The organism is Streptomyces sp. NPDC032822, assembly GCF_055578825.1.
Genome location: NZ_JBVIOL010000006.1, coordinates 401787 through 421201 on the forward strand (window position 1 = coordinate 401787; position 19415 = coordinate 421201).

Annotated in this window: 14 protein-coding genes and 1 pseudogene; 7 read left to right on the forward strand and 8 right to left on the reverse strand. The window is 72.7% G+C overall.

Annotation, left to right across the window (positions count from 1 at the left end):
* Window positions 1-19 precede the first annotated feature (19 nt).
* From ACZ5VD_RS19885 to ACZ5VD_RS19905, 5 genes are read right to left on the reverse strand one after another with little or no spacing between them, the layout of a single operon-like run.
* Window positions 20-1159 carry an acyl-CoA dehydrogenase family protein gene (locus tag ACZ5VD_RS19885; protein WP_468549108.1) on the reverse strand — a complete coding sequence of 380 codons (1140 nt, stop codon included), beginning with the start codon at window positions 1157-1159 and terminating at the stop codon, window positions 20-22.
* A gap of 55 nt (window positions 1160-1214) precedes the next feature.
* Window positions 1215-3059, reverse strand: a complete 1845-nt coding sequence (locus ACZ5VD_RS19890; protein WP_468682819.1) for an acetyl/propionyl/methylcrotonyl-CoA carboxylase subunit alpha — start codon at window positions 3057-3059, stop codon at window positions 1215-1217.
* An 11-nt stretch (window positions 3060-3070) separates the two neighbouring features.
* Window positions 3071-4678, reverse strand: coding sequence for an acyl-CoA carboxylase subunit beta (locus ACZ5VD_RS19895; RefSeq protein ID WP_468549110.1), 1608 nt, complete (start codon window positions 4676-4678; stop codon window positions 3071-3073).
* Complete coding sequence (locus ACZ5VD_RS19900) at window positions 4675-6444, reverse strand: acyclic terpene utilization AtuA family protein (protein ID WP_468682820.1); 1770 nt, start codon at window positions 6442-6444, stop codon at window positions 4675-4677. The genes ACZ5VD_RS19895 and ACZ5VD_RS19900 overlap by 4 nt, the downstream gene beginning before the upstream one ends.
* Window positions 6441-7235 carry a TIGR03084 family metal-binding protein gene (locus ACZ5VD_RS19905; protein ID WP_468682821.1) on the reverse strand — a complete coding sequence of 265 codons (795 nt, stop codon included), beginning with the start codon at window positions 7233-7235 and terminating at the stop codon, window positions 6441-6443. Before ACZ5VD_RS19905 ends, ACZ5VD_RS19900 begins: the two co-directional genes overlap by 4 nt.
* A 115-nt stretch (window positions 7236-7350) precedes the next feature.
* Here ACZ5VD_RS19905 and ACZ5VD_RS19910 point away from each other — a divergent pair, with 115 nt between their 5' ends.
* Window positions 7351-8094: a class I SAM-dependent DNA methyltransferase gene (locus ACZ5VD_RS19910; protein ID WP_468549113.1), complete on the forward strand. Its 744-nt coding sequence runs from the start codon at window positions 7351-7353 to the stop codon at window positions 8092-8094.
* Window positions 8095-8397: 303 nt separating this feature from the next.
* On the opposite strand, the pseudogene ACZ5VD_RS19915 reads toward ACZ5VD_RS19910, so the two are convergent.
* The 3 genes and pseudogenes from ACZ5VD_RS19915 to ACZ5VD_RS19925 form a co-directional block, all read right to left on the reverse strand.
* Window positions 8398-9412: pseudogene (locus ACZ5VD_RS19915) on the reverse strand (EamA family transporter).
* A gap of 111 nt (window positions 9413-9523) precedes the next feature.
* Window positions 9524-10723, reverse strand: coding sequence for a glycosyl hydrolase family 28-related protein (locus tag ACZ5VD_RS19920; protein WP_468549115.1), 1200 nt, complete (start codon window positions 10721-10723; stop codon window positions 9524-9526).
* 109 nt (window positions 10724-10832) lie between these two features.
* Entirely contained in the window at window positions 10833-13739 is a 2907-nt protein-coding gene (locus ACZ5VD_RS19925) for an FAD-binding and (Fe-S)-binding domain-containing protein (RefSeq protein WP_468682822.1), read from the reverse strand.
* 261 nt (window positions 13740-14000) lie between these two features.
* Between ACZ5VD_RS19925 and ACZ5VD_RS19930 the strand changes: the two genes are divergently transcribed.
* From ACZ5VD_RS19930 to ACZ5VD_RS19955, 6 genes are read left to right on the forward strand one after another with little or no spacing between them, the layout of a single operon-like run.
* Complete coding sequence (locus ACZ5VD_RS19930; RefSeq protein WP_468549117.1) at window positions 14001-15584, forward strand: sensor histidine kinase; 1584 nt, start codon at window positions 14001-14003, stop codon at window positions 15582-15584.
* Entirely contained in the window at window positions 15581-15988 is a 408-nt protein-coding gene (locus ACZ5VD_RS19935; protein WP_468549118.1) for a roadblock/LC7 domain-containing protein, read from the forward strand. The genes ACZ5VD_RS19930 and ACZ5VD_RS19935 overlap by 4 nt, the downstream gene beginning before the upstream one ends.
* Entirely contained in the window at window positions 15985-16332 is a 348-nt protein-coding gene (locus ACZ5VD_RS19940) for a DUF742 domain-containing protein (protein ID WP_468549119.1), read from the forward strand. Before ACZ5VD_RS19935 ends, ACZ5VD_RS19940 begins: the two co-directional genes overlap by 4 nt.
* Window positions 16313-16942: a GTP-binding protein gene (locus tag ACZ5VD_RS19945; protein ID WP_468549120.1), complete on the forward strand. Its 630-nt coding sequence runs from the start codon at window positions 16313-16315 to the stop codon at window positions 16940-16942. Before ACZ5VD_RS19940 ends, ACZ5VD_RS19945 begins: the two co-directional genes overlap by 20 nt.
* The gene (locus tag ACZ5VD_RS19950; protein WP_468549121.1) at window positions 16939-18159 is read left to right on the forward strand and encodes a cytochrome P450; all 1221 of its coding nucleotides are present in this window, start codon (window positions 16939-16941) and stop codon (window positions 18157-18159) included. Before ACZ5VD_RS19945 ends, ACZ5VD_RS19950 begins: the two co-directional genes overlap by 4 nt.
* Entirely contained in the window at window positions 18156-19382 is a 1227-nt protein-coding gene (locus tag ACZ5VD_RS19955) for a cytochrome P450 family protein (protein WP_468549122.1), read from the forward strand. The genes ACZ5VD_RS19950 and ACZ5VD_RS19955 overlap by 4 nt, the downstream gene beginning before the upstream one ends.
* Window positions 19383-19415 lie beyond the last annotated feature (33 nt).

Below are 19415 nucleotides of genomic sequence, written 5' to 3' on the forward strand. Positions count from 1 at the left end.
CGCGCGACACGGTTGCCGGTCAGTACGACTTGGGCAGGCCCAGGGTCTGGTGGGAGACGTAGTTGAGAATCATCTCCCGGCTCACCGGGGCGATACGAGCCACGCGGGAGGCCGTTATCAGCGAGCCGAGCCCGTACTCGCGGGTGAGGCCGTTGCCGCCGAGGGTGTGCACGGCCTGGTCCACGGCCTTCACGCAGGCCTCCCCGGCCGCGTACTTGGCCATGTTGGCCGCCTCGCCCGCGCCCGCGTCGTCCCCCGTGTCGTACAGGTGGGCCGCCTTCCCCATCATCAGGCGGGCCAGTTCGAGGTCGATGTGCGCCTGGGCGAGGGGGTGCGCGATGGCCTGGTGGGCGCCGATGGGGGTGTCCCAGACGGTGCGGTCCCGGGCGTACGCGACCGCCTGCCCGAGCGCGTAGCGGCCCATGCCGATCGCGAAGGCGGCCGTCATGATGCGTTCGGGGTTGAGGCCGGCGAAGAGTTGCAGCAGGCCCGCGTCCTCGTCGCCGACGAGCGCGTCGGCGGGGAGCCGTACGTCGTCGAGGGTCAGCTCGAACTGCTTCTCCGCGGCGGTCAGTTCCATGTCGATCTGCCGTCGCTCGAAGCCGGGGGTGTCCCGGGGGACGATGAACAGGCTGGGCTTGAGGCGGCCGGTGCGGGCGTCCTCGGTGCGGCCGACTATGAGGGTCGCGTCCGCTGTGTCGACGCCTGAGATGAACACCTTGCGGCCCGTGAGGAGCCAGTCCCCGGTGTCCGGGTCGCGGCGGGCCGTGGTGGTGATGCGGTGGGAGTTGGAACCGGCGTCGGGTTCGGTGATGCCGAAGGCCATGGTGCGGGTGCCGTCGGCGAGGCCGGGGAGCCACTGTTGTTTCTGGGTGTCGGTGCCGAAGCGGGCGATGACCGTTCCGCAGATCGCCGGGGAGACGACCATCATGAGGAGGGGGCAGCCGGCCGCGCCGAGTTCTTCGAGGACGAGGGAGAGTTCGGTGATGCCGCCGCCTCCGCCGCCGTACGCCTCGGGCAGGTTGACGCCGAGGTAGCCGAGTCTGCCCGCCTCGGACCAGAGGGCTTCCCGGTCGTGGGTGCGGCCGTGGCGGTTGCCCAGGGCGGCTACGGCGGCCCGGAAGGCTTTGTGCTCGTCGGTCTCGATGACGGGGTTCATACGGCTCCTTCGTCTGCGGGCTTCGTCGTGGCTGGTCGCGCGGTTCCCCGCGCCCCTAGGTGGGCTGCACCACTGCCAGCAGTGAGGCGACCGTCACCTGTTGGCCGGGAACGACCTCCAAAGCGCTCAGCGTGCCCGTGACCGGTGCTGTGATCCTGTGTTGCATCTTCATCGCCTCCAGCCACAGGAGGGGCTCTCCGGCCCGCACAGTGGCTCCTACGACCGCTCCCTCGGCGATCCGGACCACCGTGCCCGGCATGGGGGCGAGGAGGGAGCCGGGGGCGTGTTGGGTCGTGGGGTCGGGGAAGCGGGGCAGGGGCTTCAGCTGGGTGCCGTTGACGTACAGCTCGTCGCCGTATCCGGCCACCTCGAACTTGCGCTGGACCCCGTCCACTTCGAGGACGACGAGATGGGCGTCGGCGTGGACGACGCGGACCCCGTCCGCCTCCAGGCCCGCCCGGGTGTGCCGGTAGTGGACCTCGTGCTCCTCCCCCGCCATCGCGTAGCGCTTGGTCTGGGGCTGGGAGGGGACGTTGCGCCAGGCCCCGCCGAAGCGGGAGCGGCCCTGGGAGTCCGCGAGGGCGGCGGCCAGGGAGGCGTACGGATCGGGGCGCGGGACGGTCAGGTCCCTCAGGTGGCGGTCGTAGAAGCCGGTGTCCATGCGGGCGGTGGTGAACTCCTCGTGCCGCAGCGAGCGGACCAGGAGGTCGCGGTTGGTGGTCGGGCCGTGGACGGCGGCGCGTTCGAGGGCGCCGGAGAGTCCGCGGAGGGCCTCCGCGCGCGTGGGGGCGTGGGCGACGACCTTGGCGAGCAGGGGGTCGTAGTGGACGCCGATGGGGTCGCCGTCCTCGTAGCCGGTGTCCAGGCGGACGCCTTCGGGGACGGTGAGGCGGTGCAGGGTGCCGGTCTGGGGGGTCCAGTCGTTCGCCGGGTCCTCGGCGTAGAGGCGGGCCTCCACGGCGTGGCCACGCGCGCGGGGCGGGTCGCCGGCCAGGGCGTGCCCCTCGGCGACGCGGATCTGTTCCGCCACCAGGTCGAGGCCGAAGACGGCCTCCGTGACCGGGTGTTCGACCTGGAGGCGGGTGTTCATCTCCAGGAAGTGGGCCCTGCCGTCGGCGACGAGGAACTCGACCGTGCCGGCGCCCACGTAGTCGACGGCTCGGGCGGCCCGTACGGCGAGTGCGTGCAGTTCCCGGGTGAGTTCGTCGGGGAGTCCGGGTGCGGGGGCCTCCTCGATGACCTTCTGGTGGCGGCGCTGGAGGGAGCAGTCGCGGGTGCCGAGCGGCCAGACCGTGCCGTGGGTGTCGGCGAGGATCTGCACCTCGACATGCCGGCCGCCCCGCACATACGGCTCGACGAACACCTCGCCGTCGCCGAAGGCGCTCGCGGCCTCGGCGCGCGCGCCCTCCAGGGCGGTGTCCAGCTCCTCCAGGCGGCGTACGATCCGCATCCCGCGTCCGCCGCCGCCCGCCGCCGCCTTCACCAGGACGGGCAGGTCGGCCTCGGTGACCTCGCGCAGCGGTTCGAGGCCCATCAGCTCCTTGGCGCGGGTCTTGGACGCCATCGTCTCGATCGCCTCCGGGGGCGGGCCGATCCAGACCAGGCCCGCGGCGAGGACGGCACGGGCGAAGTCGGCGTTCTCGGAGAGGAAGCCGTAGCCGGGGTGCACGGCGTCCGCGCCGGCGGCGACGGCGGCCTTCACGATCAGGTCGCCGCGCAGATAGGTGTCGGCGGGCGCGGCGCCCGGCAGGCGTACCGTCGCGTCGGCCACGCGCGCGTGGAGCGCGTTCTCGTCGGCGTCCGAGTGCACGGCGACCGTGCGGATGCCCAGTTCGCGGCAGGTGCGGAAGACACGGCAGGCGATCTCGCCGCGATTGGCGACCAGGACTGACGTGATCACGTGGGGATACCTCACATCCGGAAGACGCCGAAGCCGCCGCGGGCGCCCTCGTAGGGGGCGGTGTGCACGGCGGACAGGCACAGGCCGAGGACGGTTCGGGTGTCGCGCGGGTCGATGACGCCGTCGTCGTAGAGCCGTCCGGACAGGAACATCGGGAGGGACTCGGACTCGATCTGCTGCTCCACCAGGGCGCGCAGGGCGGCGTCGCCGTCCTCGTCGTAGGGCAGCCCCTTGGCGAGTGCCGACTGGCGGGCCACGATCGACAGGACGCCCGCGAGCTGCTGGGGGCCCATGACGGCCGACTTGGCGCTGGGCCAGGCGAAGAGGAAGCGGGGGTCGTAGGCGCGCCCGCACATGCCGTAGTGGCCTGCGCCGTAGGACGCGCCCATGAGGACGGACAGGTGGGGCACGCGGCTGTTGCTGACCGCGTTGATCATCATCGCGCCGTGCTTGATGATGCCGCCCTGCTCGTACTCCTTGCCGACCATGTAGCCGGTGGTGTTGTGAAGGAAGAGGAGGGGGATGTTCCGCTGGTTGGCGAGCTGGATGAACTGGGCGGCCTTCTGGGACTCCGCGCTGAACAGCACGCCCTGGGCGTTCGCCAGGATGCCGACGGGATAGCCGTGCAGGGTGGCCCAGCCGGTGGTGAGGCTGGTCCCGTAGAGCGGCTTGAACTCGTCGAAGTCGGAGGCGTCGACGATCCGGGCGATCACCTCGCGCGGGTCGAAGGGGGTCTTCAGATCGCCGGGGACGATCCCCAGGAGCTCGTCCTCGTCATACTTCGGGGGGACGGCCGGGCCCGGGTCCTCGTACGCCTTGCGGTGGTTGAGGCGGGCCACCACGCGCCGCGCCTGCCGGAGCGCGTCCTGTTCGTCGGCGGCGAAATAGTCCGCGAGACCCGACACGCGCGCGTGCATCTCCGCGCCGCCCAGCGACTCGTCGTCGCTCTCCTCGCCGGTGGCCATCTTCACCAGCGGCGGCCCGCCGAGGAACACCTTCGCGCGCTCCTTGACCATGATCACGTGGTCGGACATCCCGGGGACGTACGCGCCTCCGGCTGTCGAGTTCCCGAAGACGACCGCGACGGTGGGGATCCCGGCGGCGGAGAGCCGGGTGAGGTCGCGGAAGATCGCGCCCCCGGGGATGAAGATCTCCTTCTGGGAGGGCAGGTCGGCGCCGCCGGACTCCACCAGGCTGATGCAGGGCAGCCGGTTGGCGAGCGCGATGTCGTTGGCCCGCAGCGCCTTCTTCAGGCTCCACGGGTTGCTCGCGCCACCGCGCACGGTCGGGTCGTTGGCGGTGATCAGGCACTCCACGCCCTCGACGACCCCGATGCCGGTGACGAGCGAGGCGCCGACCGCGTACTCGGGGGAGGCGCTGCCCCAGGCGGCCAGCGGCGACAGTTCCAGGAAGGGTGTGTCGGGGTCGAGGAGCAGTTCGATCCGCTCGCGGGCGAGGAGCTTGCCGCGCCCCCGGTGGCGTTCCACGTACTTGGGGCCGCCGCCCGCGATGGCCTTGGCGTGCTCGGCGTCGAGGTCGGCGAGCTTGGCGAGCATGGCCTCGCGGTTGGCTCGGTGGTCGGGGGCGCCCGGGTCCAGGGCGGAGGCGATGACCGTCACAGCAGGGTCTCCGGGATGTCCAGGTGGCGGGAGCGCAGCCATTCGCCGAGGGCCTTGGCCTGCGGGTCGAAGCGGTGCTGGGCCGCCACGCCCTCGCCGAGGATCCCCTCGACGACGAAGTTGAGGGCGCGGAGGTGGGGGAGGACGTGCCGGACGACGGTCAGATCGGCTGTCTCCGGCAGGAGTTCACGGAAGCGGTCGGTGGTCAGGGTGTGGGCGAGCCACCGCCACGCCTCCTCGGAGCGGGCCCAGACACCCACGTTGGCGTTCCCGCCCTTGTCCCCACTGCGCGCACCGGCGACCAGCCCGAGGGGGACACGACGGGTGGGGCCCGGCGGGAGGGGCTCGGGGAGGGGCGGCTGCGGCAGGTCTTCGAGTACGAGGGTCTCGGGGGTGGGTGCCGTGTGCGTGGGTGCGGTGTGCGTGGGCGCCACGTGGGCGGAGTCCACATGGGCAGGCGCAACATGGGCAGAGGCCACGTGCGCGGGCGCCACGGGGACCCGGCGTCCGTCGTGGAGGACGGCCACATGGTCGACGGCATCATGGGGGACGTACACATCCTCGAAGACCCCATAGGGTGCGCCCTTGCCGGGTGGGGCGAGCACATGGAAGCCGGGGTAGCTCGCGAGGGCGAGCTCGACGGCGGCCCCGCTGAGCGCCCGTCCGACGACGTCCTGGTCGGGGTCCCGGACGACGAGCCGGAGCAGGGCGCTCGCGGTCTCCTCGGTCGGGGCGTCGGGCCGGTCGGTGCGGACGAGGTCCCAGCGCACCTCGGTGACCTTGCCGAGGGCCGTCTCCAACTGCTCGCGCACCAGCGCGGCCTTGGCCTCGATGTCGAGGCCGGTCAGGACGAAGGTGACCTCGTTGCGGAAGCCGCCGAGGCGGTTGAGGCCGACCTTGAGGGTGGGCGGCGGGGCCTCGCCGCGGACGCCGTGGACACGGACGCGGTCGGGGCCGTCCTGGACGAGCCTGACCGTGTCGAGGCGGGCGGTGACGTCGGGGCCGGCGTACCGGGCGCCGGACGTCTCGTAGAGCAACTGGGCCGTGACCGTGCCGACGTCGACGAGGCCGCCGGTGCCGGGGTGCTTGGTGATGACCGCCGAGCCGTCCTCGTGGATCTCGGCGAGCGGGAAGCCGGGCCGGCGCAGCCGTCGTGTGTCGTGGTCGGTGAAGAAGGCGTAGTTGCCGCCGGTGGCCTGGGTCCCGCACTCCAGGACGTGCCCGGCGACGACGGCCCCCGCGAGCCGGTCGTACTCCCCGGGGCCCCAGCCGAAGTGGGCGGCGGCGGGCCCGGTGACCAGCGCCGCGTCCGTCACCCGCCCGGTGACCACGACGTCCGCGCCCTCGCGCAGACAGGCGGCGATGCCGAAGCCGCCGAGGTAGGCGTGGGCGGCGAGACTGCCGGGGTGGGCGGCGGTGAGGTCGTCGCCCTCGACGTGGGCGACGCGCACGGACAGGCCCAGCCGCTCGGCCAACTCCCTGGTGCGGGAGGCCAGTCCGGCGGGATTGAGCCCACCGGCGTTCGCGACGATCTTGACTCCCCGTTCCCGGGCCAGCCCCAGACACTCCTCCAACTGCCGCAGGAAGGTGCGGGCGTATCCGGCGCCGGGGTCCTTCAGCCGGTCGCGGCCCAGGATGAGCATGGTCAGTTCGGCGAGGTAGTCGCCGGTGACGACGTCGAGTTCACCGCCGGTGAGCATCTCGCGCAGCGCGTCGAAGCGGTCGCCGTAGAAGCCGGAGGCGTTGCCGATACGGAGGATGCTCACCCGGCGGCCCCTTTCGGCTCGCGCCCGGTTCCCGGCGGGCCGGCGAAGGCCTGGGCGATGTCGAGCCAGCGGTCGGCGTCGTCGCCCTCGGCGCGGAGGGCCAGGTCCGCGCGGTGTGCGCGCTGGGTGACCAGGAGGCAGAGGTCGAGTGCCGGGCCGGTGACCCGGTCGGCGGCGTCTTCGGAGCCGTAGCTCCACAACTCGCCGGAAGGGGAGGCCAGTTCGATACGGAACTCCTCGAACGGCGGGGTCAGTCCGTGCACGCCGAAGGCGAAGTCGCGGGTGCGGACGCCGAGGCGGACGATGTGCCGGAGCCGGTCGGTGGGGGTGCGGGCGACGCCCAGCGCGTCCGCCACGTCCAGGCCGTGGGCCCAGGTCTCCATGAGGCGGGCGGTGGCCATGGAGGCGGTCGACATGGGTGGGCCGTACCAGGGAAAACGGGCGCCGTCGGGAGCGGTCCGCAGCGCGTCCGCGAGGGCCGCGCGTCCGGCCCGCCAGTCCGCGAGCAGCTCCGGGGGCGGCTTGGCCGCTCCCGCCTCCGCGCCGTTGTCGACGAAGTCCCCGGGCGCGGTGAGGGCCTTCTCGACCTCGCGGGCGAAGGCGTCCCGGTCGGTCACGGCGAGCACGGAGGAGTGGTCGGTCCAGGCGAGATGGGCGATCTGGTGGGCGACGGTCCAGCCGGGGGCGGGGGTCTGCACCGCCCACTGTTCCGCGCTCAACTCGGCCACGAGCAGGTCGAGTTCCTCGCTCTCGGCACACAGATCGTCAATGACGGGCATCGGGTCGGCCATGGGGCGAGCATGGCAGCGGGGCCGAAAACAAGCAAGCGTGCTTGCATTAATTGGCGGGCCACCGCTCCCGGAAATTGGCGCGCGCCCCGGCCTCGGACCGCAGTACGGTCGGCCGATGGTCGACGAGGACGGTTACTTCGGGGAGTCCGTGGCGGCGACGTACGACGAGTCGTCGGCGGAGATGTTCGCGGCGGACGTGGTGGATCCGGCCGTCGACACGCTGGCCGAGCTGGCCGGTGACGGGCGGGCCCTGGAGTTCGGTATCGGCACCGGACGTATCGCGCTGCCGTTGGCGCGGCGTGGGGTCGAGGTGCGGGGCATCGAGCTGTCCCGAGCGATGGCGGAGCGGCTGCGGGCCAAGCCCGGCGGCGAGGCCGTCGGCGTGACGATCGGGGACTTCGCGACGGCACGCGCGCCCGGCGGCGACTTCTCGGTCGCCTACCTGGTCTTCAACACGATCATGAACCTGACGACGCAGGACGCCCAGGTGGACTGCTTCCGCAACGCCGCGGCCCAGCTCCGGCCCGGTGGGCGCTTCGTCGTCGAGGTCATGGTCCCCGAACTGCGCAAGCTCCCGCCCGGGCAGACCGTCGTCCCCTTCCACGTGGGCACGGACCGGCTCGGCTTCGACACCTACGACCTCGCCACCCAGGCGATGAGCTCCCACCACGTCAGGGTCCAGGACGGCCGCGGCTCGTTCCGCTCCATCCCGTTCCGCTACGTCTGGCCGGCGGAACTCGACCTGATGGCCCGGCTGGCCGGGATGCGGCTGCGGGACCGCTGGGAGGACTGGACCCGGCGACCGTTCACGGGCGACAGCGGGACACACGTCTCGGTGTGGGAGAAGCCCACGGGCTGATCGGCGCCGACGGCGCCCGGATGTTCACAGCGTCCCGGTACCGCCGGCCGAGTGCTCCCGGGCGACTCCGGGAGACCTCGATACCGGGTCGTCGGAGCAGTCACGCGGGAGTGGTCGTGGGCAGGTCGGCCTTCGGCACCGTGTCGGGCCGGCCCCTCCGGTCGCCGTCGTGGTCCTCGCCCCCGTCGCCACCGGACGCGCTTCCCGGGCGGCGGCCGGTCTCGCCGCGGCGGCCGAACGGCGGTTCCCGGATCGGGACGTGGACCCGGCCCTCCCGCGCTCCGCACACCCGAGGGCGGCGGCTCAGGGGGTGGTCGCCTTGCCCCGTCCCACCTGCGTCCGGACCGCTCCCATGCTCGCCACGATCACGAGCGTGATGGCCATCGCCTGGGTCGCGGACAGGGCCTGATCGAGGACGAGGAAGCCCGCGACGGCGGCGACACCCGGCTCCAGGCTCATGAGGACGGCGAAGGTGGAGGCGGGAAGGCGGCGGAGGGCGAGGAGTTCGAGGGTGTAGGGCAGTACGGAGGAGAGGACGGCGACCGCCGAGCCCAGGGCGATGACGGTCGGGTCGAGGAGCCTGGTGCCGGACTCGGCGATGCCGAGAAGGCAGGAACACCAGGGCCGCGACCGCCATGGCCAACGCGAGCCCGTCGGCCTGGGGGAAGCGGCGCCCCGTACGGGCGCTGAAGAGTATGTAGGCCGCCCACATGGCTCCCGCGCCCAGGGCGAAGGCCACACCTATGGGGTCGAGGTCGCTGAAGCCCTCACCGCCGGAGTCTCCGCCGCCGAAGCCCCCGCCTCCGAGGAGGAAGACGCCGACGAGGGCGAGGCCCGCCCAGACCAGGTTGACCGCGCGACGGGAGGCGAGCACCGAGAGGGCCAGCGGGCCGAGCACCTCCAGGGTGACGGCGAGGCCCAGCGGGATGCGGTCGACGGCCTGGTAGAAGAGGCCGTTCATCGCGGCCATCGTGAGGCCGAAGACGACGACCGTGCCCCAGTCCGCGCGCGAGTGGCCGCGCAGCCGGGGCCGGCAGATCAGCATCAGCACCAGCGCCGCCGCCAGCAGCCGCAGGCTCACCACGCCGAGCGCGCCCGCCCTCGGCATCAGGGTCACGGCGAGGGCACCACCGAACTGCACCGAGACGCCCCCCGCGAGCACCAGACCCACGGGGCCGAGAGAGCCACGGCGACCCGACGCTCCCGGAGCAACCGGGGTGCCCGGAGAACCCGGCGCTCCGGCCGGGCCGGACGGCGTGGGGGCGCCGCCGGCCGAGGTCGGGGCGGCGGGGGTGGCGGCTGCGCTGGGGGTGGTCACGGTGCCTTCCGGGCGGCTCGGGGTTCGTTCATCTCACTGTACGTCGGAGTCCAGGGTAATGGACTCCGACAGGTGTGCAACCCCCTTATACAACTGTCCCTGGTCGGTGGTTCAGACGAGTGCGCCCTTGCGGAGGACGGTGTTGCCGCCGCCGTCGTGCCAGTCGATCTCGACGCCGTCGAGGAAGCCCGAGTTGACGACCGTGTACGCGGATCCGGTCACGGACACCCCGCGGGCGGGCGACGCCTTGCTGGTGCCGTTGTCGTCGTTGCCCGCGATGACGATGAGGCCGTCGGCGAGAACCCTGCACGCCGCTCCCTCGACCTTCAGCCCGGCGTACCCGCCCCCGCCGTTGCCGGCGTTGCGGCCGTCGCGGTCGAGGCGGCAGCCGGTGAGCTGGAGGATCCCCTTGGCGTCCTTGGACTCGACCTTGATGCCGTTGAACATGCTGCGGTCGGTGGAGCAGCCGGTGAACTGGATGACGCCCTGCCAGCCGTGCATCAGGAAGCCCTCACCGCCGGACCACTCGGCACGGCAGCCGGTGAACGTGGAGTTGCCGGCGCCGGCGACCCACCAGCCGGTGCCGTTGCAGCCCAGCGCGTACACGTCGTTGAAGACCGAGTCGGTGGTGTTGTTCAGGGCTATGCCGAAGCTGCCGGTCCACTGCACGGAGACCCGGTCGAAGTGCAGGCAGAACGGCGCCTGGGGGCCCTGGGTGACCGCGTCGTTGAAGGTGGTGTTGATGCCGATGCCGGTGACCTTGCGGACCTGCACGTCACGCAGTTGGAGGTGCTGCACCTGGCCGACCGCCCGGATGCCGTCGATCTCCGCCCCGTCCTTGGGCAGTGCGCTGCCGTCGATGGTCAGGGAGAAGATCCGTACCTCGACCGCCCGTCTGCCGTACCCGCCCCGCTGCCGGTCGAGAACCAGCACGACGGCGTCCCCGGTGAAGCCGGGCAGCGGCTTCAGCCCGAAGACGGGGTCGGGCACGTCCCACTCGTTCTCGCCGGAACCGTGGGATCCGTGCAGCGTCACGTAGGGCGGCACCTTCAGCGGCTCGCTGGTGCGGTACTGCCCCACCGGCAGGTACACGGTGTTGCCGGGCTCGCACGCGTCCAGCGCGTCCTGGATGGCGGTGGTGTCGTCGGTGGTGCCGTCGCCCTTCGCCCCGTAGGCGCGCACGTCGTGCCATCCCAGGTGGGCGGGGGCGGGGGCCGCCGCGAGCGGCTGCGCGGAGGCGGTCCCCGCGGTGGCCACGACGGCGCCCGCGGTGACGCCTCCGAGGAACAGACGGCGGGTGGTGGGGTGCATGGCGAAGGCCTCCAGCAGTCGAAGGGAGTCCGGAAGGAACTCGGGGCAGGCATCGGAAGAAGCTCGGAAGGGACGCAGAACCGTGACCGCCCGGGCAGAGCCCTGGCGGTCACGGTTCCTCCACAGCCTCTCCTGCCGACCGCTGCCCCACCAGCCCTTCCGCCAACACCTCCGCCAGGTGCCGCCCCCGCACCCCCGCCATCTGCTCCAGTTGCGTGCGGCAGGAGAACCCGTCGGCCAGGATCACCGGGTCGGCGCCCGCCGCTGCCCGTACCGCCGGCAGCAGTTGCTGTTCCGCGCACGCCGTCGACACCTCGAAGTGGCCTTTCTCGAAGCCGAAGTTGCCCGCGAGACCGCAGCAGCCGCCCGCCAACTCGCCGGTGAGGCCCGCGGCCAGGCGGAGGCGGCGGTCGGGGGCGTCGTCGAGGACCGCGTGTTGGTGGCAGTGGGTCTGGCCGGTGGCCGGGCGGTCGAGGCGGGGTGGGGTCCAGTCGGGGGCGAGGCGTTCCAGGGTCTCGGCGAAGGTGAGGACGCGGGAGGCCAGGCGGGCGGCGCGGGGGTCGTCGTGGAGGAGTTCGGGGAGGTCGGTGCGGAGGGCGGCGGCGCAGCTGGGCTCCAGGACGACGACCGGGGTGTCCGTCTCCAGGACGGGTTCCATGAGGTCGAGGGTGCGGCGCAGCACCGCCCGGGCGCGGTCGAGTTGGCCGGTGGAGACGTAGGTCAGGCCGCAGCAGACCGCGCCACGGCCCCGGAGCACCGCGAGGGGGTTCGGGGCCGCCGACGTGCCGTCACCGATCCGCCGCCCCCGCGGTCGGAGCGTCGGCGGGAGTGCCACCCGCAGGCCCGCCGCCTCCAGGACGCGGACGGCCGCCCGACCCACGGACGGGGAGAGGTGTTCGGTGAAGGTGTCGGGCCACAGCATCACCAACTCGCCGCTCCCGGAGGGGGACGGCCGCCTCCTCGCCCACCACCGGCTGAACGTCTGTGTCGCCAGTCGCGGGATCTCCCGCTCGGGCGCGATCCCGCCCAGCCGCTTCGCCGCCCACGCGAACGGCCGGAGCGAGGCGAGTGCGTTGGCGACCGCCGCCGCCCGCATCCTCGCCGTCCAGCGCAGCCACACCGGCAGCCGGCCCATGCTGTAGTGGGCCGCCGGACGGCGTCGCCCCGCGTAGTGGTGGTGGAGGAACTCCGCCTTGTACGTGGCCATGTCGACCTCGACCGGGCAGTCGGAGCGGCAGCCCTTGCAGGACAGGCACAGGTCGAGCGCGTCCCGTACCTCCGTCGACCTCCACCCGTCGGTGACCAGGCCGCCCGCCTCGCCCGCGAGCATCTCGTGCAGCAGCCGGGCCCGCCCGCGGGTGGAGTGCTCCTCCTCGCCGGTCGCCCGGAAGGACGGGCACATCACGGCGGACCCCGAGGCCGTTGTCGTACGGCACTTGGCCACCCCGACACACCTCCGTACCGCCGCCGAGAAGTCCCCGCCGTCGGCCGGGTAGCCGAAGGCCACGTCGACCGGCTCGCGCGGGAGCACGGAGAAGCGGAGGTTGGTGTCGAGCGGCGCCGGGCGGACCAGCATCCCCGGGTTGAGCAGATCGTCCGGGTCCCAGATCCCCTTCGCCCGCTCGAAGAGCCCCACCAGCTCCTCGCCGTACATCCGCGGCAGCAGTTCCGCCCGCGCCTGCCCGTCCCCGTGCTCCCCGGACAGCGAACCGCCGTGGGCCACGACCAGGTCGGCCAGGTCCTCCGAGAAGCTCCGGAAGCGGGCGACCCCCGCCTCGGTGAGCAGGTCGAAGTCGATACGGACGTGGATGCAGCCGTCCCCGAAGTGGCCGTACGGCGTGCCGCGCAGCCCGTGTTCTCCCAGCAGTCCCCTGAAGTCCCGCAGGTACGCGCCCAGTCGGGCCGGCGGTACCGCGCAGTCCTCCCATCCGGGCCAGGCCTCCGACCCGTCCGGCATCCTGGTCGCCGTGCCGCTCGCGTCCTCCCGGATCCGCCACAGCGCGCGCTGCCCGGCCGGGTCGGTCACCACCAGCGCGTCGACGACGTCCGCCGCCCGCACGATCTCCTCGGCACGCGCGCGTGCCTCCGCCGCCGTCTCGCCGCCGGTCTCCACGAACAGCCAGGCCGCGCCCCGGGGCAGTTCGGCGGTGGAGCGGACGAGGTCGGCCGCCATGCCCTCGACCGTCAACGGCCCGTACGGCAGCAGGCCCGCCGCCGCCTCCGCCGCCGCGTTCTCGTCCGGGTACGCCAGCACGGCCAGCGCCCGCGCGCGGGGCGCCCGGACCAGCCGCAGGGTCGCCTCTGTCAGGACACCCAGCGTGCCCTCCGAGCCGCAGAAGGAACGGGCGACGTCCGCGCCCCGCTCGGGCAGCAGCGCGTCCAGGGCGTAGCCGGAGATCCGGCGCGGCAGTTCGGGGAAGCCGGTGCGGAGCCGGGACAGCTCTCCCTCCACCAGGGCCCGCAGGCCCTCGGGTGCGCCCTGCCAGCCCTGCCCGAGCCGCAGCCGCGCCCCGCCGGACGTGACCACCGACAGCTCCCGCACCCCGTCCGCGGTCGTCCCCCAGGCCACCGAGTGCGAGCCGCACGAGTTGTTGCCGATCATCCCGCCGAGCGTGCAACGGCTGTGCGTGGAGGGGTCGGGGCCGAAGCGCAGACCGTGCGGGGCGGCGGCCTCCTGGAGGCGGTCGAGCACCAGCCCGGGCTGGACCACGGCCGTCGCCGCCTCCGGGTCCAGGGACAGCAGCCGGTTCATGTGCCGGGTGAAGTCCAGGACCACGCCGGTGCCGGTCGCCTGCCCGGCGATCGACGTCCCGCCGCCCCGCGCCACGACCGGCACGCCGTGCGCCCGGCAGACCTCCAGTACGGCCGCCACGTCGTCGGCGTCCCGCGGCGCCACGATCCCCAGGGGGACCCGCCGGTAGTTGGACGCGTCCATGGTCACCAGCGCCCGGGAGGTGACGTCGAATCCGACCTCTCCCCGGACGGCCTCGCGCAGCGCCGACTCAAGATCTGTCATGTGTCCAGGATGCATCCGGGCACGGACAGTGACGACTCCCCCGTCCATGTGCCGTCCGCATCACCCTCCGCACCGGCTTCTCCGGGTTCTCGACAGGAACCTGTGAACGCGGCCGGAAACCTTTCCAATCCGTTCACGAACTCCCCTATAGTGACCGCCTGTTGAGCACCAGGTGTCGCTTCTCGACCAGAAAAACGGGTCAATGACGACAGCGGACCTTCGATCAAGGACGACCGAGGCCCCCTACCGAGGACCCGATTGATGACCGTCTCCAGCCTTGCCGGCGAACGCCCCACCTTCCGCACCCTCGCGCCCGCCCCGCTGCTCACCGCGGTCCTGGCCGCCTGCGCGGTCGGCGGCGCGGTCGCCCTGGCACCCGGCTCGGTACGCGTCCCGCTCGCGTACGGCGCGGCAGCGGGCGCCCTGCTGCTGACCGTGGCCGTCGCCATGGCCACGCACGCCGCACAGACCACCCGGATCACCCGTCGCAGGCTGGAGGCCGTCAACCTCGACGCCGGCCGCCTGCTGCAGGACCTGACCCGGCAGCGCGCGGAGTTCGACGAGGAGCGTCTGCGCCTGACCGAGGAGCTGTCGCACGCACAGTCCCGGCTGACCGTGGAACTCGGCCGGGAACGCGCCCGGCTCATCGCGTCCTTCGCCGAGGAGCGCGACCGCCTCACGGACGAGATCGCCCAGGAGCGCGACCGGCTCACCGCCGAGAACGCCCGCCTGGCCGAGCGGGCCCGCCGGGCCGACCACGACCGTTCCGCCGCCGTCTCGGCGACCGCCAACGCGGCGGGCCGGATGCAGGCCCTGGCCACCGGCATGCTCGCCGACCTGCGTGCCATGGAGGAACGGCACGAGGACGAGGACGTGCTCGCCGACCTCCTGCACCTCGACCACCGCACCGCGCAGGCGGGCCGGCTCGCCGACTCCGTCGCCGTCCTCGCGGGCGCCCGCTCCGGCCGCCGCTGGGCCCGCCCCATCGCCATGGAGTCGATCCTGCGCGGCGCGATGGGCCGTATCGGCGGCTACCAACGGGTGCGGGTGCACTCGGCCAGCGAAGCCGCCGTCGCCGGGCACGCCGCCGAGGGCGTGATGCACGCGCTCGCCGAACTCCTCGACAACGCGGCCAACTTCTCGCCGCCGACCGCCGAGGTCCACGTGTACGTCGAGGAAGTGCCCGCCGGCATCATCGTGTCCGTCGAGGACAGCGGCCTGGTCATGGGCGAGGTCCAGCTGCGCCGCGCCGAACGCGCCATGTCCGGCGACACCGACGAGTTCGGCGGCCTCACCGGCACCCGGCTCGGCCTCGCGGTCGTCGGCCGGCTGGCCCGCAAGTACGGCCTCAAGGTGTCCTACCGGCCCTCCGCGCGCGGCGGCACCGGCGTCCTGGTGCTCGTCCCGCAGGACATCCTCGTCGCCCACCCCTACGATCGGCGCCCCCTTCCCCAGGACCTGCCCGTCCTGCCGGGGCAGTCCGCCGAGCGGCCACCGGCGTCGAACGGCACCGGCCCAGGCACCGGCCTCGTCGCGAAGGACCCTGATCCGGTCCCGCGGCACGAGAGCCCGGACCAGGGCGCCGACTCCCTCCCCGAGGGCCTGCCCAAGCGCCGTCGGGGCCGCGCCCTCGCGGAGGCCGAGCGGGAACGCGAACTCACACGCGCACGTGCCGCCGGTTCGTCCGGCACCGAGCCGCGCCCCGCCGCCCCCGTCCCCGCCGAGGACGCCCTGGTCCGTGCCACCCGCTTCAACAGTTTCCGCCAGGCCGTACGCGGCTCGGCACCGGACGAACCGGCAACTCCCGCATCCCACCCGCACCCAGAAGGCGACCCCACGTCATGACCGGCACGACCACCGCCGCCGAAAAGCTCACCTGGCTCATCGAGGGTCTCCTGGAGCGCACCCCGGGTGCGCGGCACGCGCTCGTGCTGTCCCGGGACGGCCTGAAGCTGTGTCGGACGCCGGAGCTCACCGTCGACCAAGCAGACCAGCTCGCCGCGATCGCCGCCGGAATCCAGTCGCTGTCGCACGGCGCCTCCGTGGAGTTCGGGGACGGCAGCGGAGGCGTGCGGTCGGCGATGACCGAGTTCTACGGCGGGGTGTTGTTCATCGTCGAGGCGGGCGAGGGCGCGCACCTGGCCGTGGTGACCGCCGAAGACGCGGACGCCGGGCTGGTCGGCCACAACATGAGCGAACTCGTGGAGCAGCTCGGCGAGCACCTGCGCGCGGAACCCCGTACGTCATGAGCCGGCCCGGCAGGGACGACTCGCCCGACCGCCTCTACACCCTCACCGGAGGGCGCGCCCACGCCGCACCGGACAGCCCCTTCGACCTGGTGACCCTGGTGGTCGCCGAGTGCGATGCGGTGCCCGGTCTGCAGTCGGAGCACGCGGCGATCCTCCGGATGACGCAACTTCCCACAGCGGTAGTGGAGTTGGCCGCCGTGCTGAAGCTGCCGGTGGGTATCACCAAGATCCTGCTCTCCGACCTCCTCGCGGCGGGCCGCGTCAGCGCCAGGCACCCCCGGAGAGCAGCCGTCCCCGATCCCGACGTCCTGGAGCAGGTGCTCGTTGCACTCCGCAACCTCTGAAACCGCTGCCGCGCGCACCCCGCTGAGCGCCTCCGCCGACAACGGCCTGAAGATCGTGATCGTCGGCGGTTTCGGCGTCGGCAAGACCACCCTGGTCCGCTCGGTCAGCGAGATACGCCCCCTCAACACCGAGGAGACGATGACCCGGGCCGGCGAGGCCGTCGACGACATCAGCGAGGTGCGCGACAAGAAGGCGACCACGGTCGCCTTCGACTTCGGCCGCATCACGCTCGACGCCCGCAACGTGCTGTACCTGTTCGGCGCGCCGGGCCAGGAACGCTTCTGGTTCCTGTGGGACCGGCTCTTCTCCGGAACGCTGGGCGCGGTCGTCCTCGTCGACACCCGCCGTATCGGCGACTCCTGGTACGCCATCGACCGCCTCGAACACCACGGCACCCCGTTCATCGTGGCCTGCAACGACTTCGGCGGCCCGGCCTACGCCCCCCGGCAGATCCGCGAGGCCCTCGACCTGGACCCGCACGTCCCGCTGCTCGACTGCGACGCCCGGTCCCGCGCGTCCGGCAAGCAGGTCCTGATCGCGCTGGCCGAGCACGTCAAGAGCCGGTACGCCACCCCCGTCCCGCCCGTCCCCGAGGAGTTGACCCTGTGACCGCCCCCGTCCCGCTCAGCGGACCCCGGTTCCAGACCGAACCGGCCGAGCTGTACCGGGAGATGCGGCGCGAGCACGGTGCCGTCACTCCGGTCGTGCTCGACGGCGACATACCGGCCTGGCTGGTGCTCGGCTACCGCGAACTGCACCAGGTCACCAGCGATCCGGTGCTGTTCAGCCGGGACTCCGAGCTGTGGAACCAGTGGGACCGGGTGCCCGACGACTGGCCGCTGCTGCCGATGATCGGCCGCAAGCAGCCGTCGATCCTCTACACGGTCGGCGAACGCCACCGCGAGCGCGCCGCGATGATCAGCGGTGCGCTGGAGGCCGTCGACCCCGCCGAACTGCGCGGGTACGCCGAGAAGTTCGCCGACGAACTGATCGACGCGATGTGCGCCAAGGGCGAGGCGGACCTCGTCGCGGACTACGCCGTGCTGCTGCCCGTGCGGGTCCTGGCCCGCCTGTACGGCTTCCCGGACGAGCAGGGTCCGGGTCTGGTGACCGCGCTGAACGACATGATCGACGGGCGGGACCGGGCCATCGCCGGCCAGACCCATCTGGCCACGTCCATGGGGCAGTTGCTGGCCGACCGGAGGGCACACCCCTCGGACGACGTGGTCTCCAGGATGCTCGTCGACCCGTCCGGCTTCAGTGAACTGGAGATCGCCCAGGACCTGATGGTGATGATGGCGGCGGGCCACCAGCCCACCGCCGACTGGATCGGCAACTCGTTGCGCCTGATGCTGACCGACGACCGGTTCGCGGCCTCCCTGTTCGGTGGCCGCAACAGCGTCGCCGACGCCATGAACGAGGTGCTGTGGGAGGACACCCCCACACAGAACGTGGCCGGCCGCTGGGCCTCCCGGGACACCCAGCTCGGTGGCCGCCGCGTCCGCGCCGGCGACCTGCTGCTGCTCGGCCTGCAGGGCGCCAACTCCGACCCCCAGGTCCGCACCCACGGCTCCGCGCTCACCGGCGGCAACAGCGCGCACTTCTCCTTCGGTCACGGCGAGCACCGCTGCCCGTTCCCCGCGCAGGAGGTCGCCGAGGTCATCGCGCGAACGGGCATCGAGGTCGTACTGGACCGCCTGCCGGACATCGACCTGGCCGTCCCGGCCGAGTCCCTGACGCGTCGGCCCTCGCCTTGGCTGCGAGGACTGACCGAGCTGCCCGTGCGGTTCACTCCGACCCCTGCTCTTGGAGGCACCTCCCTATGACGACCGGCACAGAAGAGACCCGTATCGTCCTCGACCCGTTCGTGGGCGACCTGGACGGCGAGAGCGCCAGGCTCCGCGCGGCCGGCCCGCTGGCCGCGGTGGAACTCCCCGGCGGCGTCCCCGTCTGGGCGGTCACGCACCACGCCGAGGCGAAACAGTTGCTGACGGACCCCAGACTGGTGAAGGACATCAACGTCTGGGGTGCCTGGCAGCGCGGCGAGATCCCCCCGGACTGGCCGCTGATCGGGCTCGCCAACCCCGGCCGGTCGATGCTCACCGTGGACGGCGCCGACCATCGCCGGATGCGCACGCTGGTCGCCCAGGCGCTGACCCCGCGCCGGGTGGAGCAGATGCGGGACCGGATCACCAAGCTGACGCAGGGGCTGCTCGACAACCTCGACGCCGCCGAGGGCGAGGTCGTGGACCTGAAGTCGGTCTTCGCCTACCCCCTGCCCATGTACGTCATCGCGGACCTCATGGGCATCGACGAGTCGAAGCTCCCCCGCCTCAAGGAGCTCTTCGAGAAGTTCTTCTCGACGCAGACCCCGCCCGCGGAGGTCATCGCCACCCTCACCGAACTCGCGGGCATCATGGCCCAGACGGTCGCCGCCAAGCGCGCGGAGCCCGGCGACGACCTCACCTCGGCCCTGATCCTGGCCTCCGAGAACGGCGACCACCTCACCGACGAGGAGATCGTCTCCACGTTGCAGCTGATGGTCGCGGCGGGCCACGAGACGACGATCTCGCTCATCGTCAACGCGGTGGTCAACCTGTCCGCCCACCCCGACCAGCGGGCGCTGGTCCTGTCCGGGGAGGCCGACTGGTCCTCGGTGGTCGAGGAGACCCTGCGCCACTCCACCCCCACCTCGCACGTCCTGATCCGGTTCGCGACGGAGGACGTCGAGGTGGGCGACAGGGTCCTCCCCGCGGGTGACGCCCTGATCGTGTCGTACGCCGCGATCGGCCGCGACGAGCAGGCCCACGGTCCGACGGCCGGCGACTTCGACATCACGCGCGAGACGCGGAACCGGCACGTCTCCTTCGGCCACGGCCCGCATGTCTGCCCCGGCGCGGCCCTGTCCCGTCTGGAGGCGGCGGTGGCCCTTCCGGCCCTGTACGAGCGGTTCCCGGACCTCGACCTGGCGGTTCCGCCGGGCGAACTGCGCAACAAGCCGGTGGTGACGCAGAACGACCTGGCCGAGCTGCCGGTGCGGCTGAGCTGACCTCGTAGCTCTCGACAAGTCCACGGGCCGGAG